The sequence below is a fragment of the Corallococcus sp. bb12-1 genome, from assembly GCF_026626765.1.
Taxonomy (GTDB): domain Bacteria; phylum Myxococcota; class Myxococcia; order Myxococcales; family Myxococcaceae; genus Corallococcus; species Corallococcus terminator.
Window position 1 is genome coordinate 74,861 of record NZ_JAPNJZ010000007.1, and the last position, 26,529, is coordinate 101,389.

Below are 26,529 nucleotides of genomic sequence, written 5' to 3' on the forward strand. Positions count from 1 at the left end.
CTCCGGACGTCACGTTCCTTTACTCTTAGAGTTTGGGAACCTGGAGTGTCGGTGCTCCAGGCAATCCTCCGAATACGTGACATCCCCCTCTGAGGCCGCGAGTGGCCCGGCAGTTGCTCAGTGGCTGGGCACGCTGGTCCGCGGCTGACGGGAAGGTCAGGCGGCGGCGGGCGTGTCCCCCCAGAATCAGAGGAAGAGACAAATGTTCAAGAAAGCGGCAGTCCTCGTTGCGACCTGTGGCGCGTTCCTGTCCGGCTGCGGTAACGACGTGCAGCTTGAGAACCAGGAGATCATCTCCAACCTGGTCGAGGCCGGCTTCCCTGAGACCGACATCATGGTCGTCGACGACGCCGTCTACGTGGGCCGCGACGCCCTCGTGACGCTCGAGGCGTCCCGCGAGATGCTCCAGCCCGGCAAGGAGAGCCTGGAGCAGTACCGGACGACCAACCTGGTCGCCTCCACCGTGACGAAGATCTGCATCAACCCCACCTCCGGCTTCAACAGCTACAGCCGCCTGAGCGCGGGCCTGGACGCGGCCATCCAGAACTACAACCAGCTCGGCCTGAGCTTCACCATGGCGCGTGGCCCGACCACGGGTTGCAGCGCGAACATCACCGCGACCACCATGTCCGGCGCTGGCGGCTCGGCGGGCTTCCCCACGGGCGGCCGGCCCTACGGGACCATCAACATCGGCACCGGTCTGCAGAGCTACAGCGCGGACGTGAATGAGCACGTCATCACGCACGAGCTCGGCCACGCGGTCGGCTTCCGTCACTCGGACTACTACAACCGCGCCATCAGCTGCGGCGGCGCGGCCTCCAACGAGGGCACCGCGGGCGTGGGCGCCATCCTCATCCCCGGCACGTCGAGCACGGCCACGGTCGGCGGTTCGATCATGAACTCCTGCTTCCGTTCGACCGAGACCGGCGAGTGGACCGCGTCTGACAAGACCGCGCTGAACTACCTGTACTAGTCCATGGCAACAAGGCCCCACGGTCCATCCCTGAAGCTGTGGGGCCCCATCCTCGCGGGCACCGTATTCCTGGGCGCTGCTGCCTGTGGAAAGTCGGTGCCCGCAGAGGAGATCACGGAGGATCCTGCTCCGGTCTGCGTGAAGACGAAGTCGCCGGAAGTGCGCCGCCTCTCGCAGTGCGGCCCCTCGGCGGACTTCACCCCCATCAACAGCTATCAAGGGGCGTTCGCGGACGTCGCCCAGGCGTCCGAGGACGCGGTCGTCCTGATTGATGGGCGCTGCACCGGCACCCTGATTGAAGCGAGCGCGGGGCCGGTGGTGGTGACCGCGGGGCACTGTGTCGGACTCGGCGACCGGGCGCTGCTGGTCTTCAACTTCGAGGACGCGGCGGACGGAGACACCCTGATAACCGAGGGCACCGTCATCGAGCAATCGCTCGCGCCCGACTACGCGCTCATCCAGTTGGATGTGCTGCCCGCCGTGACGCCGGTCCTGCTGTCGACCGTGGCGACCGAGAGGTTGGCCATCATCCAGCACCCTCGGGGCAAGCCCAAGGTCATCGCCGAAGGCAGCTACCTGGATGCGTGTGATCAGCTTGTCTATTACTCGGACCTGGACACCCTGGTGGGCAGCTCCGGCGCGGGCGTGCTCAACCGTCAGGGCCACCTGCTGGGCATCCACACCGACGGCGATTGCGACGAACGGGGTCGGGGCTCCAACCGGGGCTGGACCACGGAAGCGATTGTCGAAGCGTCCCCGTACCTGCAGAGCGCCGACATCGTCGAGCGTTGAGGCTTTGGGGAGGCCTGCTATGCTGGAGCCGTCCCCCGTGGGCGCTTCGCCAGCGGCGGCCGCAGGAGGGCCATCGCTCGACGTCCGCCGAACAGCCTGAGAACATGCCCGACCCGGCTCCTCCGGGAAGGAGCGTGGATGATGGACCTCTCGACCTCGCCGTTGTTCGAACGACTCCAGCGGGCCGAGCACGTCCTCCTTGCGGGGGCCGGCGGCGGCTTCGATGTCTACAGCGCGCTGCCGCTCTACTTCCGCCTGCGTGCGATGGGCAAGCAGGTGTCGCTGGCGAACCTGAGCTTTACGGTGCTGGACCGCGTGGACGGGCGTGTCCTGGCGCCGGGGCTCGTGGAGGTGCGTGCGGACACGCAGGGACCGGAGCACTACTTCCCGGAGGGTGTGCTCGCCCGGTGGTTCCAGGCCCGGGGCGAGTCGGTTCCCGTCTATTGCTTCGACAAGACCGGGGTCGGTCCGCTGCACGCGGCCTATGTGGCGTTGCAGGCGGAGCTGGGCTTCGACACGGTCGTGCTCGTGGACGCCGGCACGGACATCCTCACGCGCGGGGATGAAGCGGGGCTGGGCACGCCGGAGGAGGACATCGCGAGCCTGACGGCGGTGGACGCGCCGTCGCTGCGAGACAAGCTGATTTTATGTCTGGGATTTGGGGCGGATGCGTTCCATGGCATCTGCCACGCGCACTTCCTGGAAGGTGGGCACCCGCATTGAAGCCTTTCGCAACGGGCATCCTTCCAAGCCGTGGGAGGACATTCCTGTCTAGCGGAGGGCAAATCCGTTCGGGGCGACATGGCCCGGGGATGTGTCGGATTGGGCAGTCGTCTGCCTCAGCGAGGAAAGAAGGTCGCCCTTTCATGCTGGCCGGGAGGGTCCGCGGTGATCAGCCGCATCCCTGCATCCTTGAGGTCCACTGGCACTCGCAGGACATGCAGCGCCTGGTTCATCTCCTGGACGAAGAAGAGCGTGTACCGACCCAGGGGCAGCGCGCTGTAGATGAAGTCGCTCCGGCCGAACCAGATGGAGGTGACGTCGAATGCCTCCGGGACTTCACCGGTGGGAGTCCAATCCGCGATGAACCCGGAGCGCATGAGCCACTCCAGTTCCGGTGTCGTCCCTGGCATTGGAGGGGCGCCCGGAAGAAGTAAGACCTTAAGGAACTCGTTGGGACCGGGGAAGCGCAAGTGCAGCGCCGCCGGGCCCTGCCTTGCCTCGAAATCCAATGACCGCCGTGTGTGCGGAGGCAGTTGGATCCGCTGGGGGGAGAAGGCCAGCGGAGGCGGCTGGGGCCGGAGCTCGTCCTTGTGGGCCCCCTCCGACAGGTGCACGAAGCATTCGCGGTCACCGGGCACGCGCACCGAGTAGCGGCCCGTGGGGTCCGTCGAGGTGCTCACGTCGAACCTCCCCCTGCAGCGCACGTCCAGGTCCACGTTCGCCAGCGGGACCCGAGCACCCACCGTGACCACGCCCGAGAGCGACGCCAGGGGAGCGAGGCGAAGGTCCACCGACACTTCGTCGGGCTTCAGCTCGTACAAGACCGTCCCCTGCTCCGTCGCGTCCACGCGAAGCCACTGGGGCCGCCCCGCCACATGCTCGAACCGGTAGCGTCCGTCCGCATCCGTGAGCGCCGTCCGCGTGTGCTCCCAGCGGCGCGTCTCCAACTCGAAGGGATCCAATAGCAACACCTCCACCGAGGGCACGCCCGTGCGGCCATCCTCGGCGACGACACGGCCCTGGACGGTGCGGCCCACGTCGAGGATGACATCCGGGATGGCGATCACCCCGTCCGGTCGGCCCTCCGCGCGCACGAGCGCGGTCGCGAAGCCGTCCGCGTCGATGAACCACTGGTAGGTCTGGGGAAAGTGCGTAGTGAACGCGTAGCGGCCCTGCGGATGATTCTCGGGGGAGCCGTCGAGCCTGAAACGCTCCACGGGTCGTCCGTCCGGTCCCAGGACCCGGCCCTCCAATGATCCGCCGCTGGGCTGGAACACCACCTGCGCATCCTCCCCGGGCAAGGGGGCCCTTGCCGATTCCCAGTGCCATCTGCCCTGGGCGTTCAAGGAGAGCTTCCTGGGCTGCTCCAGCACATGGGGAAGGACGAACCGTCCGTCCGGCGCCGTGGGCACCTTGCACGTTCCGTAGAAGCCTGGCTCGTCGTGGGCACCTCCCGACCAGGCCGCCACCTCGCTGTCGCCCAGGGCCCTGCCGTCGCGATCCACCGCCCGACCTTGCAAGGTACCCACCTCACGAACACCTTCGAAGCCCACCGTCACTTCCGCGGACTGTTCCGCGAGGACGTCCACATCCACGACGCGCCACCAATCACATTCCTCCGAAGGGGAGTAGGCGGCCAGCACCTGATAGCGCCCTGCTAACAGGTGCCGATAGACGAGGAACTCCCTGGTCCGCTCCGGGGACAATGCGCGATGGAAGTCGGAAGCCCGGGGGATGATGTGAGTCCTTTCGTCGTGCAACGGCTTCCCTTCTGGATCCAGGAGCTGAATCCGCAACGAGCCAAGGCCCCTCAGCACCACGGCGAGGTCCTGTTGAGGCGCCTTGAATTCCAGGCGCGTCAGGCTCCAGTCTTCCTTCTCGACACGGAGCACCGCCGGTCCCTCGGGCACCCCTTCAAAGACGAAGCGGCCCTGCGCGTCGCTCTCGAGGTCCAGCCGGAGGTCGGGATCGCTGGAGGGCATGAGGCGCAGCTTCGCGCCCTCTACGGGGGCTCCCTTCGTGTCCACCACGTGGCCCGAGAACGGCACCGAGGGCGTCAGCGTCAGGTCCAACCCTGCCTCCGACTCCGGAGCGAGCCGCACCTCCGTGCGGGCGCTGGACACGAAGCCGCGCGCCTGGGCTTGAAAGACATACCGTCCGGGTTTCCGGCTCAGTCGAATCGTCCCTTGCGCATCCGTGGTCCCGTACCTGGAGGGCATCGCCGGGGCCGCACGCCAGACCACCAACGTCGCCCCCGGAACGGGATGGCCCTCCCTGTTCCGGACCCGGACAGTCAGCGCCACTTCCTCCAGCGGCGCCGCGGACTCCAATGCCTGACGCCCACCGCTCGCGCACGCGAGCATCACGACCATGAGTCCCAACCCGGTCCATCGCATGAGGCCATGCTAGCAGTCGTCCGCGCCGGGGGCACGGTGCCGCCTGCACTCTCGCTCGATACGCGAGCCGGGCCCCTCCGCATCGCCAGATGTCTGGCACCCGAGGCACCGCCGCGAGGGTTCATCCACCCTGGATGCCCGCTCCGCTTCTCAGCAGCAGCGCTGCACGTTGGATGGCGGCCCGGATGCGGACATAGGTGCCGCAACGGCAGACGTTGTCGCTCATCGCGGCGTCGATGTCCGCGTCGGACGGAGAGGGGTTCTTTCGCAGCAGCACGACCGCGGCCATGATCTGCCCGGGTTGGCAGAAGCCGCACTGGGCCACGTCCTCGGCGATCCACGCCTCCTGCACGGGATGCAGCCCTTCTCCTCCCAGTCCCTCGATGGTCAGCACCTCGCGGCCCGCGACGCTGGCCACGGGCTGGAGGCAGGGGCGGAAGGCCTCGCCGTCCAGGTGGCTGGTGCAGGCGCCGCAGACGCCCACCCCGCAGCCGTACTTGGGGCCCGTGACGCCCAGCACGTCGCGGAGCACCCACAGCAGGGGCAGGTCCTCGGGCGCTTCCACGGTGACTGTCTGTCCATTGAGGATGAACTGATGGGCCGCCATGGTCAGACGCCTCCTTCGTGGATGGGAAAGCGCGTGGGCATGGTTCCGCTCGCCCGAGCAATCGCATTGGCCAGGGCCGCCGCGGCGCTGGGATAGCCAAGCTCTCCCACGCCGCCCACGCGGTCATCCGACCGGACCAGATGCACCTGGATCTCCGACGGGACGTGCTTCATCCGCAGCCAGCGGTAGTCCGCGAAGCTGCCCTCGCGCACCGCCCCCGCGTCGATGTGGAGGCCCGCGCTCAGGGTGGTGGACATCGCGTCCACCGCGGCGCCCTGGAGCTGCGCTTCGATGCCCTTCGGGTTGATGGGCAGACCGACATCCGCGGCGATGACGACACGCAGCACCCGTGGCGCTTCCGCGGTGCAGTCCACCTCCACGAGGTGCGCGATGGCGCTGTCATACTCTTCCAGGACGGCGACCCCCTGGGCCACCCCGGGCGGAAGCGCCCGGCCCCAGCGTCCCTCGGACACCACCTTGTCCAGGACCGCCCGGAGCCGGCTGGAGGTGAGCCGCGAGCGCCTCAACGCGACCGGATCCACCTGGAGCTCGCGCGCCAACTGGTCGACGAAGACCTCGTTGGCCACCCCCACCTGGCTGGTGAACACCGAGCGGAAGGACGCGGTGGGGATGGGAATCGGGACCTCGGTCATCTGCTGGGTCACGAAGCCGAACCGGTAGGGGACATGTTGGGTCAGCGTGAAGAACACCGCGCTCGTCACCTCGGGCAGGACCTCTCCGACCAGCGCGGTGACGACATCTCCGAAGCCGTGGGGAAACTCCACGGTGGGAATGGCGGCGCGGTGATTCCAACCGGTGATGCTCCCCCCCAGCCCCAGGTGGGCGAGGATCCGGTGGTGGCTGGCGGGCCGGTAGTGCCCGTGGCGCATGTCGTCGTTGCGGCTCCACATCAACTTCACCGGCCGGCCGACAGCCCGTGACACGAGCGCGGCCTCCACCGCGGCCTCGGGGAAGAACCGGCGGCCGAACCCACCGCCAGCGCGCACGGTGTGCACGGTGACGTTCCGCGGGGTGAGCTCCCAGCCGAGCGCCCGGGCCACCTCGCGCTGCGCGTACTTCGGATCCTGCGCCCCCGACCAGACCTCCGCGTGCGAACCCTGCACGCGGGCCACGCAGCTCTGCGTCTCCATGGGCGCGTGCGCGAGGTAGGGGAAGTCGAAGCGTCCTTCCACCGTCCGGGTGGTCAGCAGCGGGGGCAGCGGCCTGGGCCCGATGGCCGACAGCAACCGGGCGCGGATGTCGGCGTCGGACAGCGTGCTGGCCGGTCCCGGCGCCCAGGAGATCCGCAGGGCGTCACGCGCCGCGAAGGCCTGCCCGAAGGTCTCCGCGACCACGGCCACGCCCGACGGGAGGGTCACCACTCCCAGCACGCCCGGCATCGCCCGAGCCGTGGCGGCATCGAAGGATTGGACCCTGCCACGCAGTGTGGGGGGACGCGCCACCACCGCGGGCATCGCCCCGGGAACGTCCAGGTCCAGGGCGTAGCGCGCCTTGCCGGTGACGATGTCCCGGGCGTCGATGCGGCCCGTGGGCTGACCGACGACGGTGTACTGGCTGGGAGGCTTTGGCAGCGGGAGGACTTCGGGCAGCAGCACGCGCGCGGCCTCCTCCGCCAGCTCGCCATAGCCGAAGCGGCGACCGTCGGGCGCGCGCACCTCGCCGTTCGCGGTGGTGAGCGTGAGGGCCAGCACCCGCCAGCGGTGCGCGGCGGCGGTGACAATCCGTGCCCGGGCATCGGCCGCCGCGGCGCGAAGCGGGCCCGACAGGTAGCGCATCGTCGTCGACAGGCCGGTGAGCTGGATGAGCCAGCGGGGATCCGCGTCCGCGCTGCGCACGTCGACGGAGCCGAGCGGCAGGTCGAGCTCCTCGGCGACGAGCATGGCCACGGCCGTGGTGATGCCCTGGCCCATCTCGGTGCGGGGCAGGGTGGTGACGACACGCCCATCGCTCTGGAGGGCGAGGAGCAGGCTGAGCGGTGTCGCCGCCTCCGTCACGGGGACTTCCGCCGCCGAGGCTGAAGGCAGGTCGAGCCCCAACCGGGCCGCGATCATCAACGTGGGAGAAGCGACGACCCACGTCAGGAAGCGGCGCCGGTCCATCCCTTCAGGAGCGGCCGTGTCCGATTTGAGTGTATCCGCCATGGGGGAAGCATCGCATACGCCCACGACGCGCCCGACACGGCCTTGCCCGTGGCGTTCAGTGGGCCGACAGGGCGTGCGTCCGGGCGGAGACATCCTCCCTGGTGTGTCGGACCACGGTACGTCTCTTCCGCCCGGAGTCCGCCAGTTCTACTCACGCGAGGCGCGGACGACTCCGGCCCCGAGGTTCTCCTGGCCGTCGAGGACGAGCCAGCCTGTCCAGGGAGCCACTCTCCTCGGTGGCGAGGGCTCCTGCGAGAAGTGCTGGCGCGTCCCTCTTGAGCTGGCTCCAGGTCAGAATCCGAAGAGACCCTTGACGCCGTCCTTGATCTTGTTGCCGACGTCCTTGGCACCCTCGGCGACCTTGTTGCCGACGTCCTTGGCTCCGTCAGCGACCTTGTTCGTCACTTCCTTGGTGCCCTCGGCGACCTTGTTCGTCACGTCCTTGACCGCCTCGGAGGCCTTGCCGTTGGTGAGGTTGTCGAGGGTGTTCTTCGCCTTGTTGAAGTCGATGGTGTAGCTGGTGCCGACGCCCAGCCCGACGCCCAGGGCCGCCTTGGCCTTGCCGCCGATGGTCAGCTTGCCGTCCTCGAAGGCCACCTTCGCGTCCACCGCGGCGCCCACGCCGGCGATGGCGCTGCCCGTCACCGAGCCCTGCACCGGACCGAACTCACCGCGAGCCGTCGCGCTCGCTTCCGCGCCCACCAGCGCGCCGGCGCCGACCTCCGCGCCCATGTCCCCATTCTTGGGGTTCAGGTCGATCTTCGCCTTGGCGTCCGCGTTGGCGCCCACCAGCGCCTCGCCGTGCACGCCGCCGTAGACCTTGCCGTCGACCTTATCCAGGCCCGGGATCTCCTTCAGGTCCTTACCGAAGCCCGCGTCGCCGCGCAGGCTGGCGATGTTGGCCTCGGCACCGGCCCGGCCGCCGATCTCCCACGGCATCACGCGGTAGGACGCATCGCCCTGGACCTCGGCGGCGCTGGCTTCAATCTGCGCGCCGGTGCCGTCCTCGCTGAAGCCGGTGCCGGTCTTGAACTCCGCCGCGTCCTTCTGCCAGGAGACGTACTTGCCGCTCTCATTGCCCGCCACCTGGCCGGGGCCGGTGTTGCCCTGGGTGACCTGGCGCCCGTCCTTCTTGGCCGCGCTGGCGTCCGCCTTGTCGCCCTTACGCGGGTCCAGGAAGATGTCCTGGCCCCACTGCTGGCTGAACTTCGTGTCCGGCTGGTTCTTGTCGATGAAGCCCTTGCCCTTGCTGGTGTCCGGCGTCGGGGTGGTGGAGGCAGGCGCGGAGGAGGCGGCGGAGGACGCGGGGCGGGGGCTGTTGGAGACGCGCATGGGAGGCCTCGGGGGACTGCGGGGGCGGGGAGGAGAGGGATTTGGAGGAGGGAGCCGGAAGCTGCGTCCGGTCCGTGATGTGGCTTCTCTTAAGCACGGCGTGTGCCAGGGCTTCGCCAGGGCGGCTGGAGGCCGTTTCCCCTCTGAAGCCCTGGATCCGGCAGTGGCTGCGCACCCCTCGCTCCTGGTGAGGCGGGCCATCAGAGGTGGTGACTCGTGTCACCAGACGCCAGGACTTCGAAGCCGCGAGCCGGCGCCGCACACGGTCGGCGTGGTCCCTCGGGTCTGCTACGTCGGGACGAAAACCGCCTCTTCAGCGGCGGTGTGATTCCAACGCTGAAGGCGGAGCTGGACGGTGACATGGCGAAGGATTGACCCGGAGCATCAGCCGTCCCCGCCGCGGGGGCGACCGGAGGCTCTGCTACAATTGGACCCATGCGCGCATGGCTGGGTTTCATGGTCCTGTTCTGCGCCCTCGGCACTCCGGCCCTGGGCGTCACGGTGGAAGAGGTGCCCCGTCCTCCCAGGGGCTCCTGGACGGTGGACGTCACCGCCAACCGCGTCCTCCAGCCGTCGGTCCAGGCGGAGCTCGAACAGACGGGCACTGAGCTGAACGACCGTGGGCTCGGTCAGCTCATGGTGGTGATGCTGGACACCACGTCGGGCAGGCCCTCGCGTGAGTTCGCGCTGGCGCTCTTCAACCGCTGGGGCATCGGCCATCCCGGGCGCGACGATGGCGTGCTGCTCTTCGTCGCGTACGCCGACCGCAAGGTGGAGATCATCCTGGGCGACGGGGTGGATGAACCCGCCGACGAAGAGGCCAGCGACGCGGTGATGGCGCAGGCCATCGTGCCGGCCTTCAAGCGCAAGGATCCCAACGCCGCGGTCCAGATGGGTGCACGAGGCCTGAAGGACCTCATCGAAAACTCACGGCTCAACAATCCCGATACCGCTGCCCCGGAGCCCGTCGCCGGGAGTGATGTCCCCGACAGCCCCCCCTCCGTGGAGATCCAGGACGCCTCGTCGCAGGTGACCTGGAGCCCTCCGGAAGAGGCCTCCATGGAGCCGGGCCTGGGCGCTATCGCCGGAGGCGCGGGCGTGCTCGGCGCGGCGGGGCTGGCGGGTCGTGCCTGGCTCCGCCGCCGTCCGCGCAAGTGCAAGGCATGTGGCACCCAGCGGCTGCGGCTCGGCGAGGTGGAGGACGATGCGCATCTCGACGCGGGCCAGCGGGTCGAGGAATCGATGGGCTCGGTGGACTACGACGCCTGGTGGTGTGAGCCGTGCTCGGACGTGCTCATCGAGCGCTATGGCGCGTTCTTCACCAGCCTCGCGCGCTGCACTCAATGCAACTACGTGACGGGGAAGCAGAGCTCACGGACGCTGCGAAGCGCGACGTACGATCACGGCGGCGAGGAGGAGGTGACGGTGCGGTGTGCTCACTGCGCCTTCGTGTCCGTCTCGCGCCGCTCCACACCGCGCCGCACCCGGCCCTCGTCGTCGTCGAGTTCTTCGAGCTCCTCACGCTCCTCGTCCGGAGGCGGGCGCTCCTCGGGAGGAGGCTCCAGCGGAAGCTGGTAGCCGCGTACCTCGCTACGTCCTTTTCGACATTTCCGGAGTTGGCTAGTTTTCCTTGATGCGCTGGGAGGCGCCCGGCGCAAGCTTCGAGGGAACCATGCTCAAACTCCTGTCGTCCGCCGTGCTCAGCCTGCTGTTCTCCCTGGGGCTCATGCCCGCCACCCCGGAGCGGACCGCCGCGCTCGCCGTCACGACGACCACGGTCGCGACGCACAACACCCTGCACGGGGAGGCGACGCTCAAGCCACTCGCGGACGTCATCGGCTGGCAGGAGGTGGACACCTCCGCGGGTCACTCCAAGCTGGGGGCGCTGGAGAACTATGACCACTTCCGGCCCGGCGAGAACCGGCTCGACGCCCGCAACTCCATCGCCATCTCCTGGCGCAAGAACAAGTACGACAAGACCGGTGACGGCTCCCGCCTCACGCACGGCGGTGAGGCCGAAGTGACGCCTTCGCGCTTCGTGAACTGGGTCGTGCTGAAGAACAAGGAGACCGGCGCGAAGCTGGCCTTCATCAACACGCACTACCTCTCCGGCGCCTGGAACGGGGAGCACCCTGAGCGCCAGGAGCGCTGGCGGACGCACAACGCCGTGGTGCATGAGGTCGTCGCCGACTTGCGCGGCCGTGGCCTGCCCGTCGTCCTGGTGGGCGACTTCAACCGCCCCCTGTCGCAGGACATCCCCGGGATGAACCACCTGCGGACAGCGGGCGTCGACGGCGTGCCCATCGACCAGCTCTACGTCCTCCAGGGCATTGGCACCGGTCCCGCCGAGCGCCTGGAGAAGTTCGGCTCCGACCACTTCGCCTACACCGCGACCGTCGCGTACTGACTGACGCAGGGCGCATCAGCCATACAGTTCGCTGAGCGGCCCCGGCGCGATGCGCGTACTGAACTCCAGACCGAAGTGGTCGAGCGACGTATCCCCGAGCGCGTGTCCCAGGGAGTTGAAGAGGTTGGACACCTGCCGGTTCCGGGCCCGGCCATCCCGGGGGAAGACCACGGTGCGCCCGTCTGTCTTCAGCCCCAGCGCGTTGCCTCCGACGAGCAGCAGCGGCCACTCGCGGCCCGTGGAGTGGTGCTGTTCGCCGTTGTCGGACATGAAGAGGATGGCGGTGTGGTCCAGCATGGAGCCGCTCGCGCCCACCTCCGGCGTGGCCGCCAGCGTCCGCGCGAGCTTCGCCACCAGCGCGACATGGCGGCGCGTCACCTCCACCACCGCGTTCCAGTTGGCGCCAGCTTCAATCTCATGCTGGAGCTGGTGGCGCGTCAGGCCCGTGATGTCGGCGGGGTAGGTGACGTCGAACCCCGACGTGCCCGCGGCGAGGACGACGACGTTGGTGAGGCCGCCCAGCAGCGCGGTCGTCGCGATCTGGAACTGCGCTTCGAGCACCGCGAGCGAGTCCGGCCGTTCGCTCCCCGTCAGGAGCGGGTTGTCCGCTGGCAACGGGGGCAGCAGCGGGGTCACCTTGCTGGACAGGCTGCGCAACAGGTCCTCGCGCGCGCGCAGGGTTTCGAGCGACTCCAGGTAGCGCTCCAGCTTGAGCCGCTCATGGGAGTTGCCCTTGAACACGGCCAGGGCGTCGCGCGTGTCCGCACGGGCGAGATCCAACAGCATGTTGCGATCGCGTCCCGACGCCGCCCCGCCCATCAACGCGCCGAAGGTGCTGTCGTAGGCCAGCGTTGGATTGACGAGGACGCCCACCGGCTTGCGCGGGCCCAGGCTGCAGGTCTGGTACGCGATGGCGCTGAGCGAGGAGCTGGTGCCCAGGCGCACGGCCCCGAAGGGCGTGGTGCGCTTGAGCCTGGGGGCCATCACCGTGTCGAAGGTGGGCCCCGTCCCGTCGACGGCGCAGCTCAAGGCGCCCGCTCCGCTGGAGTGCCCACCGCCCGCGATGGTGCTGGACAGTCCCAGCACCACCGCCGAGCGCTCCACGAGCGACAGCCCGCCTCCCGCGGGGGCCGCGAGCGGGCCCAGGCTCAGGGCGGTGGAGAGCGCGTCCCCCGTGCGGATGAGTGGGGTCTCCGGGTAGGCGTCGGAGAAGTTGTAGTCCGACAGGAGGGCCCGTCCGCCGAGCGCGGTGCGAGTCCCCGCGCTGAGCAGGGCGCGGGGGTAGATGCCATTGCATTCGAGGACGATGACCAGCCGCCCGGGCTTCGCGGGCTGCGCGAGGACGTCGGACATGAACGGGGCGAAGAGGCCGGCGCCAAGGCCTTGCAGGAGCGTGCGTCGTGTCACCATGGCTCTACTCTCCCTTTCCGGGCAGGCGGCGCGTCTTCCAGGTGTCGCTGGTCGTCAAGGCACTGAGCATGGACAGGAACGAACCGTCGTCGGCGTCGTAGGCCTGTTCCATGCGGATGAGCGTGCAGGCGTCGGTCCGGTTCTCGGGGCGACCCATGTAGTAGCGGAAGGCCTGCCGCACGAAGCAGCGCTTCACGTACTGCGACTCCGCGAGCTTCGCGCTCAGCTCCACGGCGTTCTTCACCGGGCCGTCCAGGGCGGCATCGGGCATGCCGGTGAGCACGGAGCTTCCGTCCGGTGGGCCCCAGCTCCCGTCCGGTGCGTGATCCTTCGCGCGCAGATAGCCCGCGTGGTTGTAGACCTCGAAGGGGAAGCCGAGCGGGTTCATCAGCCTGTGGCAGCCCGCGCACTCGGACTTGTTCGTGGCCTCTTCCAGGCGACGGCGCGAGCTCTTGTCGGGAGCGGAGGGGCCGACCTGGGCCATCACCCGGACGGAGTTGAGCGGCGGGACCCAGCCGCACAGCAGGTTTTCGCGCACCCACTTGCCACGGTAGATGGCGGACGGGTCGTCCTCGAAGTTGCCGGCGTGGGCGCCAAGCCAGGCCGGGTGCGTCAGCACGCCCGCGCGTTCGGCCGCGGGCATCGTCACCCAGCGCACCCCGGGCGCGTTGGGGATGGACTGCTCGGTGCCGTAGGGGTGGCCGGTGTAGAGCACCTGCTTGGCGTAGTTCGAGGGCTCCGCCGTCGACGCCAGATGGAAGTCCCGGGTGGTGAGCAGCGTCTTCAGCACCTACTTGTCGGCCAGCACCACCTTCGCGACGACGTCGTCCAACTGCTGCACCAGCGTCGACTCGGGGCCGTAGTAGCCGGTCATCAGGTTGAAGTACGAGTAGGAGCTGTCGCTGGCCTTCTGGCCCTCGTCGTCGAACCGGGACGTCTTCGCGGGGTCGTCCTTGAAGCCCAGGGCCAGGTGCTCGTAGCCCAGCCACTCGCGGAAGAAGCCGGACAGGCCATCCGCCAGCCAGTACTCGCCCCGGCGCTTGCGGCGATCCGCATCCCGGTGGTCCTGGACCAGATCGAAGCGCGTGGGGTCCACCCCGCCCGCGTACTGGCGCAAGAGGGCGTCCACCCGGGCGTCATCGCGGATGCTGCCATCGCGCGCCGCCTCCGCGATGCCTCCCATGTAGCCCTTCACCGGATCCTCGGAGTAGGGCTGCGGCGTGTAGATCCACGTGGGCGTCGCCCCGGGGGCGCGGTTGCCCACCGCGTACGCCAACTGCTGCGCGAGCTCCCAGGGCCCAAGCACCGCGCGCCCGTTCTCCTCCGTCCCGAACTCGTCGCGGAAGAGTGCTCCGGGCATGACCCAGGCGGCGGTGGAGATGCGCGCCAACGTCGCGGTGCGGTTTGTCGGGTTGGGTGCGGGCTCCTGCGCGAGCACCTCCACCGCGAAGGCCGTGAGGCGGTTGACCTCGCGCTCCAGGGGCGGGCGGTAGAACACGCCGTGCTCCAGGAACGCGCTGACGTAGCCCTTCACGCACGCGGCGCTGGGATGATCTTCGTGGAACATGCAGCGCTGCGCCGAGCCATTCTCATTCATCCACTCCATCCGGTTGTTGCCGGTGAAGGGGTAGGGCAGGGGCGCGTCCGCGACGACGGGGAGGAACAGGTCCAGGGTCGTATCGTCCACGGTCGCGGTGGACGCCCAACTGCTGTACTGCTCGTGGGCCTCCGCGTCGAACGGGTTGTCGAAGAACGTGAAGCCCGTCCAGGAGCGGGTGACGGAACCGCTGACGTTGCGCGTGAACTGCCAGCGATTGAGCCGGCGCAGCCGCGTCGGCGCGTCCGACGCGACGCCCGCGGAACAGGCGAAGAGCTCCGCCTGCGGGATGAGGTTGGGGGAGGCGACCGTGGGCGTTCCCCCATCCGGAGAAGTCGTGCAGGACGGCATGCCATCCGCCATCCAGCCCGCGAGCACGGCCACCTCCAACTGGGTGGCGGGGCTTCCAGGCGCGGGGGGCATGGGCGCGGCGGTGTCCGCCATGCGGATGAGGGAGCGCTGCGCGTTCGACACCGCCGGGTCCTTCATCGACGGCGCGCGCATCGCGTCCAGCGAGTTGAGCGGCATGGGGGCGCCCTCGGTGGGCACCGCGCCGTGGCAGCCGCCACAGCGGGCGACGACCATGGCTTCGACCTCGCAGGCCGAGGCGGACGGCTCCGGAGGCGGCCCCCCCGCGTCAGGGACGGAGGCGTCGGGCGACGCGTCTCCGCCAATCGCTCCCTTGCATGCGACCAGCAGCAGCAGGCCCAGCAGCAGCACCTGGTTCTTCATGGACGCGCCTATCAGGCCAGCCACGAAGAGGCTGCAAGTCTGGAGGCGCGGCGACGGGGGCCCGAAGGGTGAGCTTGAGTGGGCGCGCTGGACCCCGTGGGCCGGCGAACGCCGTGCCGACGCGACGTGGGCGTCGACACGGCGCTTGGAAGACGACGCCTACGGTCCCGTCAGCCGGTTGAGCGTGAAGGAGGGCCGGTTCCAGGTCCCTCCGGGGAAGCTCACCGCGGAGGAGGCGGCCATGCCACCGGGAGCGCCCGCCGAACCGCTGACGGTGAACGTGCCCGCCGCCGTGGAGGACGTGGACGTCGTTCCCGTGCAACCCGGGCAGAGGTTGGTGCCGGTGATGTACTGCATGGGGAACGAGAGCGAGGTGGAGGTGCTCGTCGTGACACCCTGCACCCAGACCGGATTGCTGCCCTGGTAGATGGTGAGGTTGAGGACGTGGGTGTTGCCCTGCGTGTTGAAGTTCGCGCCCCAGCCCGACTCCGCCGCGTTGTACCAGAGGCCATTCAGGTTCATCACCGTGCCGCCGCTGCCGAAGGCGAGGAACTGGATGGGTTCGTTGCCCGAAAGCGCTCCCAGCGTCCAATACAGGCGCCACAGCCCACCCGTGTAGGTGATGCGCATGCTGCCCACCGTGGAGAACGTCGCGGTCGAACCCGTCCACAAATTCCTCCACAGGTCGCCGCGCCACTCGCCGGGCTCCGCGAAGAGGAAGCTCTGGTACCAGATGGGGGTGCCCGTGGCCGTGTACGTGAACCACGTGACGTGGATCTGATCGCTGGCCAGGTGGCTGATGTCCAGGCCGTTGCCAGAGCGCGCCGGGTTGTACCAGGGGCCCTTCGCCGGCTGCGGCGGAAGGTTGGTGTAGATGGCCGCGGAGGCGTTGATGCGGCCGGTGCCGCAGTTGCTGCCGCAGCCGGAGACGGCCGTCGCGGTGGACTTGATGCGCGCGGTGACCTGCGCGGGCGTCATGGACGGCTTCTGCGAAAGGATGAGCGCGGCGAGGCCCGCGACGTGCGGGGACGACATGGAGGTGCCGCTCAGGTAGCGGTGGCAATAGTCGCCCGGCAGGAGCGTGGCGCCGGGCTTGCCAATGGCCCAGGCGGAGACGATCTGATCAGTGCCGCTGTACGGGTCCCATACATTGGGATCCGTGGGGCAACTGAAGCCCTGACCGTAGAAGCCGGAGCTGGCGGTGCCGCCCGGGGCGACCACGTCAACGCGTGAGCCGCCGCTGCTCCACGTCGCCCGCGCACCGGTCTGCGTACTGGCGCCCACGGCGATGACGCCGGTGCAGGAGGCGGGGGTGATGTTCGCCGCCTGGAGGCCCGCCACGCCGTCATTGCCCGCGGCGGCGACGACCACCACGCCCTTGCCAGTGGCGTAGGTCACCGCGCTCTGGATGTCAGCGTAGTTCGAACATGGGTAGACCGCCGTGGGGAAGTTGACGTTGTAGGCCGTGCCGAAGCTCATGTTGATGACACGCGCGCCGTTGTCCGCCGCGTACCGGATGGCATCGTCCACGGCGGCCAGGGTGATGCTGTTGCTGGCATTGGACACCTTGACGGGCATGAGCTGACAGCCCCAACAGACGCCGGCGCCGCCCACTCCGTTGTTCGTGCGGGCCGCGAGGATGCCCGCCACATGCAGGCCGTGGTGGTAGGTGGTCGTGTCAGTGGGATCCGCGTCCCCATCTCCGAAGTCATAGCCCCCGGTCCAGGCCCCGATGAGGTCCGGGTGGTTGAGCCTGCCGGAGTCGAGCACGGCGATCTTCACGTTGCCGGTGACGGTGTTCCAGGCCGTGGGCAGGTTGATGGCCGGGTAGTTCCACTGCACCGAGTACAGGGGATCCGTCGGCGTGGCGAAGAACTCCATGTAGAGGTTCTCGTGCGCGTACTCGACGTCCGGATTCCTGCGCAGCTCCTCGATGGCCTCCAGGGTTCGGGCCTCCTCCTCCGCGATGGAGGGCGCGACGGACCGCTGCTCCGGCTCCAGCGCCACCAGCAAGGAGCCACTGGAGAGCGGCTTGACGAGCTGCGCCTGGAAGCCCCGGACCGGGGGAAGCGCGCCGTCCGCGAGTCCCCTGGCGGAACCCTTGAACTTCACGATGGCCTGGCCCGGCACGAACCGGCGGGGATTCTTCGCGGGCGCAGCGGACTCCGACAGCGCGGTGTCCGCCGTGAAGGAGGCTCCCGGGGTGGGGACCTCGCCTCCGCAGGCGCTCAAGACAGACGACAGCAGCACGGGGAGCAGGCTCGCTCGAACAGCTTTCTTCATATGGCCTCCAAGTGAAAGGACTTGGAGGCACTAGAAGTCAGACGTACCCGGGGTGTGTCAATCTTTGTGGTCAGTTATTTCCTGATATGCCGGATAAGCTTGGAGAGTGCTGCCCACCTCAATCTGACGACTGGCCCACTGGCGCGCCTCGCGCTCCAACTTGTCGAGCGCCCCGTGCCAGGTTCGAGCGCGCGGAATTCACCGGTGAAGTCGTAGGTATCGCCGTTTGGCGCATGGGTGAGGACCCGATGCCTGCCGCCGACGCGGAGCTCGAACGTTCGCACGTCGCTCGTGTCGCCGGCGTTGGGGCCCCATCAGGCGGAGACCTTCGTTGGGTCTACCCAGAAATCGAATGCCTCACTGGCGGTGTCTGAACAGAAACGTCGCGTCAGGCCCTCTTGCACCCTCCGCGGAAACGGTGCGCGCTCAGGGCTCCTCCTCAGGCTTCTCCGCGTGGCCCGTGACACCCGAGCCGTCCCGGGCATTCCGGTCCCGCGAACGGCGTGGCGGGACCGAGCTTCCACTGGAGGAACACACGCAGTTTTCGGTACCCGTAGCCCTGCGGGAGGCTTGGCGGATTTACGGCGTGTAGAGCTCCGCGGACGGCTCCGTGCTGGGCCCACAGCCCACCGCGAGCACCTCCTGGGTATAGAGCGGGGTCAGCGTCAGGCCCGAGCGCGCGACGAGCATTCCGGCCGTGGCCGTCCACTGATTCAAGCCCGGATCGTACAGCTCCGCGCTGGCTTGCGCGGTGGTGACGGGCTGCCCACCGCCCACCGTGGTGCTGCCTCCCGCGGTCAGGACTGCACCCGAGGCCAGCGCCGTGGTGGCATGGAAGTGACGGGCCGCGGTCATCTGACCCGCATGGGACCAGGTGCCCGACGTCGGAGAGAACCGTTCCGTCGAAGCCACGGAGAACGGGCCGAAGGGCATGGAGGATCCGTTGCGTCCGCCCACGGCGAGGGGCACGCCCGAACCCAAGAGGTTCAGGGTGAAGTCGCTTCGCGATGACGAGGCCAGGTAGCCGGTGGCGGTCCAGAGGCCTATCGCGGGTTCATACAGCTCCGAACTCGAGGTCCGGCTCGTGATCGTGTTCGCCACGTAGGCGCCGCCAGTCACGAGCACCCGTCCGTCACTGAGCAGCAGGGCCGCGTGATCCGCACGGCCAAAGCCCAGATTCCCCGTGGCGGACCAGGTCCCCGTGACCGGGTCGTACAGCTCCGAGCTGGTCAGATAGACGGACCCGTTGCGGCCTCCGGTGACGAGCACCTGCCCCGAGGGCATGACCGTGGCCGTGAACCCCGAGCGCGCCGTGAGCAGGCTGCCGGTGGGGGTCCAGGCGTTGCTGTCCGGGTCGTACAGCTCCGCGGTGGTCTGGGTCGTGGAGTCATTGCCTCCGATGACCAACACCTGCCCCCACGGCAGCCGGACGGCCTGATGACCGGAGCGGGGCTCGTTCATGGCGCCCAGCCAGATCCAGGTTCGCGTGCCCGGATCATACGCCTCTACGCTTCCCCCGCTTCCCGAACCGCCGGCCACGAGCACCCGCCCCGAGGGCAGCTCCGTGGCGGAGTGCTTGCACCGGTTCACGAAGAGCCGCGAGGTGGCATTCCAGGAGGACTGCCCCGGTTCGTACACCTCCGCGGCGGCCGTGGTGGCCGAGTTGACGATGCCTCCGGCGAACAACACCTGCCCCGAACGAAGCAGCGCGGACGCCCCCTGGCTGCGATTGGAAATCAGGGGCGCGGCGATGCTCCAGGTCCCGGTGGCCGGGTTGTAAAGCTCGCTGGTGCCACTGGAGTCGAAGACAAGCACCTTGCCCGAGGGCAGCAGCTCCGCTTCATGGTTCGGATGGGTGCGCGTCATGGAGCCCGTGGGCGTCCAGGTGTTGGTCGCGGGGTCATAGAGCTCCGCCGTGAACGCCCCGCTTCCACCCGCCACCAGGACCTTGCCGTTGGGCAGCAGCGTCGCGGTGTGGCTGTGGCGCGTCTGGCTCATGGGCGCGACAGAGGAGAAGGAATTGGTGACCGGGTCGAACAGCTCCACGGAGCTGAGCGTGCTGAGCCGGGAGCTCCCGCCCGTCACCAGGGCCTTGCCGGAGGGTAGCGCCGTCAAGGTGTGCCGGTATCGGGCAAGGCGCAACCCTGTGGGGGTCCAACTGCCATTGAACGGTTCATACAGCTCCGCGGCACTGATGGGACCCATGCTCCCGGCCCCGCCCGCGATCAGCACCTTGCCCGAGGAAAGCAGCACGGCCTTGCCGTCCGAACGCACCGTGGGGCTGGCGCTCGTCGCTGTCCACGAGCCCGTGCTCGGGTTGTAGAGCTCCGCGGAACTCAGATACACACCCGCGCCTCCGCCCGCATAACCGTTGGCCACGAGAACCTGGCCGTTCCGCAGCAGCGTCGCGGTGTTCCCACGGCGCACGGTGGTCATCGCGCCCGTGGATGACCAGGAGGCCGTGGACGGGCTGTACAGCTCCGCGCTCTGCAGCAGCACGCCAGTCGCGGAGGAGCCACCTGTGAAGAGCACCTGCCCTGAAGCCAGACGCGTGGCCGTGGCTCCGCTCCGGGCCGTCAGGGCGCTGGTCGTGGCAGTCCACCGGGGCGTCCCCAAGGCGGAGCGCTGGGTGCTGGGAGTGACGGAGTCCGTATCCGCGGCATCCGGGCCACAGGCCAGCAAGGTGAGCAGGGATGGAATCAATGCAAGTCTTTTCATGGGGCGAGCCTCGAAGGGCTGTGCGGGAATCGCTTTCCGTTCGGGCGCGGCGAATCCTGAACTCTTGTCTTTCCCCGTTCAACTCCCGATCCCGGACATAGGACTTGATGGATGCATTCAGCTCCGGGCTGTCCTTCGCCCGCCCCCGCTCCTTCGCATGCGCCTCGAACGTCACCTCCTGCAGCGCGAAGCGGGCGCATGTGACGGCAGTGCATCTGCGCGACGGCGCGCGCATCGCGTCGAGCGGCATGGGAAGTTCCTCGGTGGCACCGCGTCGTGGCAGCCGCCACAGCGGGCGAAGACCAGGGCTTCGACCTCGCAGGCCGAGACGCCTGGAGGAGCGCCCTGGCCCGGTCAGGACGACTTCAAGGGGCGCGGGCTGGCGGGGTGGCTCCCGGGGTGAGCTTCCACATGCGGCCGTTCGAATCGTCCGTGAGCAGGTAGAGCGCACCGTCGGGCCCCTGGACCACCTCGCGGATCCGCTCGTTGCGCTCCGTGAGCAGGCGCTCCTCGCCGACCACGCGGTCGTCCTTCAGCACAAGCCGCACCAGCGCCTGGCTGGACAGGCCGCCGATGAAGAAGTTCCCCTTCCACTCTGGAAAGAGCGCCCCCGAGTAGATGGCGAGCCCCGAGGGGGAGATGACCGGATCCCAATAATAGACAGGCTGCTCCATGCCAGCGGCCTGCGTCGCCTTGTGGATGGGTTCGCCCGAGTATTCCTCGCCATAGCCAATCGTGGGCCAGCCGTAGTCCTTGCCGGGCTCGGGACGGTTGAGCTCATCGCCTCCGCGCGGTCCCATCTCCACGGTCCAGAGCCGCTGCTGGGCGTCCAGGGCCGCGGAGAGGATGTTGCGGTGTCCGGAGGACCAGATCTCCGGCCGGGCGTCCTTCCTGCCCACGAAGGGATTGTCCTGGGGGATGGAGCCATCCGGGAAGATGCGGACGATCTTCCCGAAGTCGCTCTTGAGGTCCTGCGCCTGCACGCGGCCCTTGAGGATGGAGCGCTCGCCCAGCGTGACGAAGAGCTTGCCGTCCGGCGTGAAGACGAGCCGCCCGCCCGCGTGCAGCGTCGATTCGAGCGTGGGCTGCATGCGGAAGATGACCTGGAGTCCTTCGATGCGCGGCTTCGGACCGTCCACCAGCCGCGCTCTCGCCACCGCGAGCCCGTTGCCGCCCTCGCGCGGCTCGTAATAGGTCCAGTAGATGAGCCCGCTCTTCGAGTAGTCGGGGCCGATCTCCACGTCGAGCAGACCTCCCTGTCCCCGACCATCCACCTTGGGGAGGCCCGTCACCGCAGGTGACTTCTTGCCTGCGGCGGTGACGATGAAGAGCGAGCCCGTGGGCTTCTCCGTGACGAGGAAGCGACCCTCCGGCAGGAAGGCGATGGCCCACGGCTTGTTGAAGCCCGAGGCGATCTCCGTCACGACGATGGGCGTGCGCGTCTTCACCGCGGGGGCACGCGTCTGCTGCGGAAACGCGGGCTTGAACTCCGGGACGTTGGGCGGCGCGGTCTCCACGGGCGCGCCCGAGGGGATGTCACCCTGTCGCGGTACGGACTGCTGACTGTCACCCCCGCGTCCCGGGGCGAGGTTGCCTTCCTGGCGCGTTGGCGGTCGGGTCGTCTGGGCCGCCGCTTCGGGGGCGGCGCTCAGCAGGAGAGAGGCGAGGAGTGGGGTCACGAGTCCAGTGCGCATGGGGACGACTCTCCGTCGAGAAGGGCTGGACGTCACCCGTCGACGGGCACGCCATGCCCCCTGTTTGCCTTGGTGAACAGTCGCGCCGCCGCCCCCCGGCGCGGGTGACGCCAGGGAGCGCGCGTCGGCCGTACCGGCCGCTCAGGGGGCGAGCGACAGGTCCACGGTGAAGCCCGTTCCACCCCGGACGACGAGGACGTGGGTGCCCGCGGGCAGTGCGCTCCGCGTGAGCACCAGGGGGGCCGTGGAGAAGCTGGTGGCGCGGCACACCGACTCCGGACCTCCGCAGTCGGCGAGCAGCCCCATGGAGAACGTATCGCTCGTGTTCTGACGCAGGAGCGTGGCCGACAGGTTGAGCATGCGGTCCGTGGTGAAGGTGAAGAAGGTGTCTGGCCGGTTGCCGGAATCACACGTCAGCTTCGCGTCCGTGCCGTGCGCGGCCGGGTCGAGCGTGACGGTCGCCGTGCCGCCCGCCGCGCCATTCGAGAAGGACAGGGGGAGGGCGTCCGCGCAGACATCGCCCGGCACGAAGTCGTCGACATTCACGTCGAGCTGGAACGTGCCCGTCGGGTTGGCCAGCGGCGACTTGACGAGGAGGTACGACGTGCCCGTGGGGAGGTCCGCGGAGGCGCGGGCGAGGCCGTCCAGGGAGGCGCGCTCGCAGGCGAGCTGCGAGGCGGTGTCGTCACAGGGGCTGCGCCGGACGGACAGCACCGGCTGCGTCACCGCCGGCGAGCCCGTGGCGCGGGCATGGAGGCGCCGGGGACGGTCGGTGCTGACAGCGAAGACGGCATCGCTGCCTTCGCGGCCCCAGCAGTCCGCGTGGTCATCGAAAGAGTCCGCGAACGCGCGCGTGAGCGTCGCGCGACCGTGGGTGCCCAGGGAGAGCGTCAACGGCTCCGGACTCGCGCAGCTCTCGCCCACCTGTCCCGACCGGGACAGGCGCGCCACCAGTTCGAAGTCACCCACGTGGGCGGTTTCGTTGCCGTCGACGACGACGTAGTACGTGCCCGCGGGCAGGTCGCGGTAGCTCGTCCAGGTGTCGGGCGAATAGGTAGGAGTCCACGCGCACCGCAGGTCGGTATCGAGGCCGCCACACCCCCGGCGCAGCGACACGGTGGGCCGGAAACCGGGGGTGAGGGCCTTCGTGGACAGGCGCAGGTTCATCTGCTCCGTGGTGGTGAAGGTGTAGACGGCGTCCGGCGCTTCGCGCCTCACGTACGGTGCCCCGCAGGAGGGCGTCAGGTCGTGGAAGAAGCGTCCCGTGTCACCCTGGACGGTGACCTGGCCGGGGCCGCTCGTCGGCAGGCCCAGGGGGAGCGCGTTGGCGCAGGAGTCACCCGCCGGCATCGAGCCCAGGGACACCTTCAGCGAGTAGTCGGTGGGCGCATCCTCGTAGGACGCCTTGTCCACGAACAGGTAGTAGGTCCCCGCGGCCAGGCTCGTGTCGCGGATGGACGAGCGCGCACTGCCGCCCACGGTGCAGGTGGACACCGTGCCGTCACAGGTGCCGCGGCGCAGGGTGAGGGTTGGGGCCTTCGTGCCCGAGGCGTTGGTGGCTTCCGCGATGAAGCTCATCGGCTCGGTGAGGGTGAAGGTGTAGACGCGGTCCTCGTAGACGTACAACGAGCAGTCGCTCTGGTGTTCGTTGAAGGCGCCCGTGAGGGTTCCGGGGATCACGGTGGTGCCTCCCTCCGGGGGAAGACCGAGCGGGAGGGCGAGCGCGCAGGTGTCACCGGGGGTGGGCGGTGTCAGCAAAGCCTGGAGCGTCAGGGGCTGCTCCAGGTATGGGTGTCTGAAGTCCACGGCGAAGATGTACGTGCCCGGCTGCAGGCTGCCTCGCCCGAACGGACCCGAGGACAGGTTGACCGACTGGCAGGGGAGCGCCTCGCCGCAGGTCCGGGTGAGCGACAGCTCCGTCGTCCCGGTGGGCGCGTGGACGTACAGGTCCAGCACGCGGTCGGTGGTGAACGTGAAGAACGCGTCCGCCCCGTTGTTGAGGCAGTCGAGGTTCGGGTCATCGAAGAAGTCACGCGGGTCGAACGTGAAGACCGCGGTGCCGCCCGCGCTGCCTTCGGAGAACACCAGCGGGCGCGGATTCGCGCAGGTCTCTCCCAGTTGATGCGGGGCCGCGGAAACCTCGAGCGAATAGGCGTCGGGGCCACCGGAGGTGTGGTCAACCGAGAACAAGTGGGTGCCGGCCTTGAGGCTCCCCGCGCGCAGGGTCGTCACGCCGTCCGCCTCCAGCATCCCGCACACGTTGTAGGACGCCCTGCACATGGCGTCGACGAGCGACACCATGCCCCGGGCCGAGGTCTGCGCGGGCGTCATCTTCACCTTCACGTCCAACTCGCGATCGAGGGTGAGCGAATAGACATGCTCTGGGAAGGAGGGGCTGACCTGCATGCAGGCGCTGAGGTCGTCCGACATGCCCACGGTCGTCCCCGTGAGCGTGGCGGTTCCACCCGTGGGCCCTCCGGACAGCGTCACCGGGGTCGCGACCGAGCAGGTGTCGCCCTCCGGGGTCGGCGTCGCGGAGACGTCCAGGCGGTAGTCGGTGCCGGCCACCGTCGGGCCCTTCACCCAGAGGAAGTAGGTGCCCGCGGGGACGGCCGTCTGCCGCAGGACGCGCGAGGCCTGGACCGTCGATTCGCAGTTCTGCGCCTGGGGTTCGACGTCCATGCACTCCGGAACGAGGAGCAGGGCCGGGGCATTGTTCGTGCCCAGGGCGGTGGCCGTCACCACCAGGTTCGAGTGCGGAGCGGTGAGCGTGAGGCGGTGCACGCGGTCGGGCAGGTCGTAGCCCATGCAGGCGTTGTTGTAGTTCTCCTGAGAGCTGCCCCGCGTGCTGGCCTGATGCGTGAGCGTGCCGCCCCCCATGGCAAGGTCGAAGCCGACGGGGTTGGCGCACGACTCCCCATCGGGTGGGGGCACCGCGCTCACGTCGAGCGTGTAGCCGATGCCGGTGGCGGACTCGACGACGAAGAAGTACGTGCCCGCGGGGAGCAGTTTCTGGACGGTGGCGGTCGTCCCCACCTGGCAGTCCGTCGAAGAGCCCGTCCCGCAGTGGCGTGCCTCCAGCAGGCTCAGGGCGAGCGAGCCGCTTGTCCCCATCCGCGTGGCGGTGGCGTTGACGAGCAGGGGCTGGTCCAGGGTGAGCGAGTAGATGCGTTCGGGCACGGGGCCGTTCGTGACGCAAATCTCGGGAAGGTCGTCCGTCGCTCCGCTGAGGGTGTCGGTGAGGTGGGCGGTGCCGCCCGAAAGCGTGATGGGGATGGGACGTGCGCACGTCTCGCCCTGGGGGCGTGCTCCGGTGAGCTGCGCCGACAGCGTGAGGGTGCTGGTCTCGTAGGAGGACGAATCCGTGAAGAGGAGGTATTCGCCCGGCGCGAGGTCCGCGACGGAGAGGGTCGGGCCGCAGCCCAGATCCACGCCGTCACACGCGGAGCGCAGGGCAAGCACGTTGCCCTGCCCGAACCCGCCGCTGCCAAGCGTCGCGGCGAGGTCGCTCGTCTGGTCCACCCGGAAGCGGTAGACGGAGTCGGGACCGGGAGTCCAGTGCATGCAGTCCAGCGTGAAGTCGTCCGCGCGACCCTGGGTCGGCACCCAGGTGGTGGCCCGGCGGTTGGCATCAAACGTCAGCAGGGCGGCTTCCGAGCAGCTCTCCCCGGAGGGCTGCGGCCGGGTGCCGAGGGTGAGGTCGAACTCGCCGGCGGCGAGGGTCCGCGCGGACACGATGACGAAGTGCGTCCCCGTGTCCAGCCCGCCTTCGAAGTGGGAGGTCTCCAGTCCGGAGGCCTCGCAGGTCGGGCGCGTGCAGTAGGAACCCACCGTGAGCACGGGTTCGAACCCCGGGGTGCGCGAGACGACGGAGAGGTCCACCTCCGCCGGGGCCGCGAGCGTGAAGGTGTACACCGCGTCGCGCGAGCCCTCGACGCAGCCGAGCACGTCGGGCGCGTAGCGGCGCAGGTCGTCCCGGAGCGTGGCGCTCCCCTCGGCCAGCGCGAACGTGCGGGGCGCGGCGCAGGTATCACCCGCCCTGGGGGGGGACAGCCGCAGCTCCACCTTCAGGGAAGAACTGGCGGAGCCCACCGCCTCCACCCAGGCGAAGAATCGTCCGCGCGGGAGCACCGTCGTGATCCGTACGCTGCCGGTGCCCGCCGGAGCCAGGTCGCACCGGAACTCCGTGCCGCCATGGGTGCAATTGCCGCGCAGGGCCACGAGGGGCCGCACGCCCTCGGCGTCCGAGCGCACGACGAGTTCGACATAGGTGTCGTTCTCCGGCACGTCAAAGGCGACGACCGCGTCCGCGCCCCCGCTGCCACAGCTCGCGGCGGTGTCGTCGGCGAGGCCTGTCAGGTCGAGGGTCGCGCGCGCGAGGCCCTCCGAGTCCACCTGAAGCTCGACGGGCGCGGCGCAGGTGTCGCCCGCGAACGGCTCCACGGGGGTCTCACACCCACCGGTGACGCAGACGGCGGTGAGGCAGTCGCTGCACGTCGCCCCCGCCATGCCGCAGGCGGTCTGCTCCGTGCCCGCGCGGCACTGGCCGGTGGCGTCGCAGCAGCCCGCGCAGCTTCCAGGGCCACAGGTCACGCCGGCATCGGGTTCACCTTTGACGGGAGGTGAACCCGAGGAGCAGGCGAGGAAGGCGGCCGCGAGCAGGATGAGCAAATGGCGCATGGAAGCTGTTCCCGGGGGGAGGC

Annotated in this window: 16 protein-coding genes; 5 read left to right on the forward strand and 11 right to left on the reverse strand. The window is 69.1% G+C overall.

Annotated features, from left to right (window positions below; translation table 11 throughout):
- Positions 1-202: 202 nt before the first annotated feature.
- The 3 genes from OV208_RS11105 (at position 203) to OV208_RS11115 (ending at position 2,488) form a co-directional block, all read left to right on the forward strand.
- Positions 203-973: a zinc-dependent metalloprotease gene (locus tag OV208_RS11105; protein ID WP_267573801.1), complete on the forward strand. Its 771-nt coding sequence runs from the start codon at positions 203-205 to the stop codon at positions 971-973.
- Between the two features lie 3 nt (positions 974-976).
- The gene (locus tag OV208_RS11110; protein WP_267573802.1) at positions 977-1,765 is read left to right on the forward strand and encodes a trypsin-like serine peptidase; all 789 of its coding nucleotides are present in this window, start codon (positions 977-979) and stop codon (positions 1,763-1,765) included.
- A 138-nt stretch (positions 1,766-1,903) separates the two neighbouring features.
- Entirely contained in the window at positions 1,904-2,488 is a 585-nt protein-coding gene (locus OV208_RS11115; protein WP_267573803.1) for a DUF1152 domain-containing protein, read from the forward strand.
- A gap of 116 nt (positions 2,489-2,604) precedes the next feature.
- Here OV208_RS11115 and OV208_RS11120 read toward each other — a convergent pair whose 3' ends face one another.
- From OV208_RS11120 to OV208_RS11135, 4 genes are all read right to left on the reverse strand, one after another.
- The gene (locus OV208_RS11120; protein ID WP_267573804.1) at positions 2,605-4,884 is read right to left on the reverse strand and encodes a carboxypeptidase-like regulatory domain-containing protein; all 2,280 of its coding nucleotides are present in this window, start codon (positions 4,882-4,884) and stop codon (positions 2,605-2,607) included.
- Between the two features lie 121 nt (positions 4,885-5,005).
- Positions 5,006-5,491 carry a (2Fe-2S)-binding protein gene (locus OV208_RS11125; protein WP_267573805.1) on the reverse strand — a complete coding sequence of 162 codons (486 nt, stop codon included), beginning with the start codon at positions 5,489-5,491 and terminating at the stop codon, positions 5,006-5,008.
- A 2-nt stretch (positions 5,492-5,493) separates the two neighbouring features.
- Positions 5,494-7,653 carry a xanthine dehydrogenase family protein molybdopterin-binding subunit gene (locus tag OV208_RS11130; protein ID WP_267573806.1) on the reverse strand — a complete coding sequence of 720 codons (2,160 nt, stop codon included), beginning with the start codon at positions 7,651-7,653 and terminating at the stop codon, positions 5,494-5,496.
- A gap of 291 nt (positions 7,654-7,944) precedes the next feature.
- On the reverse strand, positions 7,945-8,985 hold the full coding sequence (locus OV208_RS11135; protein ID WP_267573807.1) for a hypothetical protein: 1,041 nt from the start codon (positions 8,983-8,985) through the stop codon (positions 7,945-7,947).
- Between the two features lie 456 nt (positions 8,986-9,441).
- Here OV208_RS11135 and OV208_RS11140 point away from each other — a divergent pair, with 456 nt between their 5' ends.
- Both OV208_RS11140 and OV208_RS11145 read left to right on the forward strand, forming a co-directional pair.
- Positions 9,442-10,563 (forward strand): TPM domain-containing protein, encoded by a 1,122-nt coding sequence (locus OV208_RS11140; RefSeq protein ID WP_267573808.1) that lies wholly within the window; start codon positions 9,442-9,444, stop codon positions 10,561-10,563.
- A gap of 94 nt (positions 10,564-10,657) precedes the next feature.
- A complete protein-coding gene (locus OV208_RS11145) occupies positions 10,658-11,392 on the forward strand; it encodes an endonuclease/exonuclease/phosphatase family protein (RefSeq protein ID WP_267573809.1) in 735 nt (244 codons plus the stop codon).
- Between the two features lie 15 nt (positions 11,393-11,407).
- Here OV208_RS11145 and OV208_RS11150 read toward each other — a convergent pair whose 3' ends face one another.
- From OV208_RS11150 to OV208_RS11180, 7 genes are all read right to left on the reverse strand, one after another.
- Positions 11,408-12,802, reverse strand: a complete 1,395-nt coding sequence (locus OV208_RS11150) for a DUF1552 domain-containing protein (protein WP_267573810.1) — start codon at positions 12,800-12,802, stop codon at positions 11,408-11,410.
- Positions 12,803-12,806: 4 nt separating this feature from the next.
- Complete coding sequence (locus tag OV208_RS11155; protein WP_267573811.1) at positions 12,807-13,592, reverse strand: DUF1588 domain-containing protein; 786 nt, start codon at positions 13,590-13,592, stop codon at positions 12,807-12,809.
- Positions 13,593-15,131: a hypothetical protein gene (locus OV208_RS11160; protein WP_267573812.1), complete on the reverse strand. Its 1,539-nt coding sequence runs from the start codon at positions 15,129-15,131 to the stop codon at positions 13,593-13,595.
- A gap of 159 nt (positions 15,132-15,290) precedes the next feature.
- Positions 15,291-17,414, reverse strand: a complete 2,124-nt coding sequence (locus OV208_RS11165; protein ID WP_267573813.1) for a S8 family serine peptidase — start codon at positions 17,412-17,414, stop codon at positions 15,291-15,293.
- 579 nt (positions 17,415-17,993) lie between these two features.
- Entirely contained in the window at positions 17,994-20,132 is a 2,139-nt protein-coding gene (locus OV208_RS11170; RefSeq protein WP_267573814.1) for a Kelch repeat-containing protein, read from the reverse strand.
- 365 nt (positions 20,133-20,497) lie between these two features.
- Entirely contained in the window at positions 20,498-21,826 is a 1,329-nt protein-coding gene (locus OV208_RS11175; protein ID WP_267573815.1) for a PQQ-dependent sugar dehydrogenase, read from the reverse strand.
- Between the two features lie 141 nt (positions 21,827-21,967).
- Positions 21,968-26,506 carry a hypothetical protein gene (locus tag OV208_RS11180; RefSeq protein ID WP_267573816.1) on the reverse strand — a complete coding sequence of 1,513 codons (4,539 nt, stop codon included), beginning with the start codon at positions 26,504-26,506 and terminating at the stop codon, positions 21,968-21,970.
- Between the last annotated feature and the right edge of the window lie 23 nt (positions 26,507-26,529).

Excerpts from the sequence above, each read along its gene's own strand:
- OV208_RS11135 (WP_267573807.1), bottom strand. The coding sequence starts at position 8,985 with ATGCGCGTCTCCAACAGCCCCCGCCCCGCGTCCTCCGCCGCCTCCTCC.
- OV208_RS11125 (WP_267573805.1), bottom strand. The coding sequence starts at position 5,491 with ATGGCGGCCCATCAGTTCATCCTCAATGGACAGACAGTCACCGTGGAA.
- OV208_RS11180 (WP_267573816.1), bottom strand. The coding sequence starts at position 26,506 with ATGCGCCATTTGCTCATCCTGCTCGCGGCCGCCTTCCTCGCCTGCTCC.
- OV208_RS11140 (WP_267573808.1), top strand. The coding sequence starts at position 9,442 with ATGGTCCTGTTCTGCGCCCTCGGCACTCCGGCCCTGGGCGTCACGGTG.
- OV208_RS11150 (WP_267573810.1), bottom strand. The coding sequence starts at position 12,802 with ATGGTGACACGACGCACGCTCCTGCAAGGCCTTGGCGCCGGCCTCTTC.
- OV208_RS11160 (WP_267573812.1), bottom strand. The coding sequence starts at position 15,131 with ATGAAGAACCAGGTGCTGCTGCTGGGCCTGCTGCTGCTGGTCGCATGC.
- OV208_RS11130 (WP_267573806.1), bottom strand. The coding sequence starts at position 7,653 with ATGGCGGATACACTCAAATCGGACACGGCCGCTCCTGAAGGGATGGAC.
- OV208_RS11145 (WP_267573809.1), top strand. The coding sequence starts at position 10,658 with ATGCTCAAACTCCTGTCGTCCGCCGTGCTCAGCCTGCTGTTCTCCCTG.
- OV208_RS11110 (WP_267573802.1), top strand. The coding sequence starts at position 977 with ATGGCAACAAGGCCCCACGGTCCATCCCTGAAGCTGTGGGGCCCCATC.
- OV208_RS11105 (WP_267573801.1), top strand. The coding sequence starts at position 203 with ATGTTCAAGAAAGCGGCAGTCCTCGTTGCGACCTGTGGCGCGTTCCTG.
- OV208_RS11175 (WP_267573815.1), bottom strand. The coding sequence starts at position 21,826 with ATGCGCACTGGACTCGTGACCCCACTCCTCGCCTCTCTCCTGCTGAGC.
- OV208_RS11115 (WP_267573803.1), top strand. The coding sequence starts at position 1,904 with ATGATGGACCTCTCGACCTCGCCGTTGTTCGAACGACTCCAGCGGGCC.
- OV208_RS11120 (WP_267573804.1), bottom strand. The coding sequence starts at position 4,884 with ATGCGATGGACCGGGTTGGGACTCATGGTCGTGATGCTCGCGTGCGCG.
- OV208_RS11170 (WP_267573814.1), bottom strand. The coding sequence starts at position 20,132 with ATGAAAAGACTTGCATTGATTCCATCCCTGCTCACCTTGCTGGCCTGT.
- OV208_RS11165 (WP_267573813.1), bottom strand. The coding sequence starts at position 17,414 with ATGAAGAAAGCTGTTCGAGCGAGCCTGCTCCCCGTGCTGCTGTCGTCT.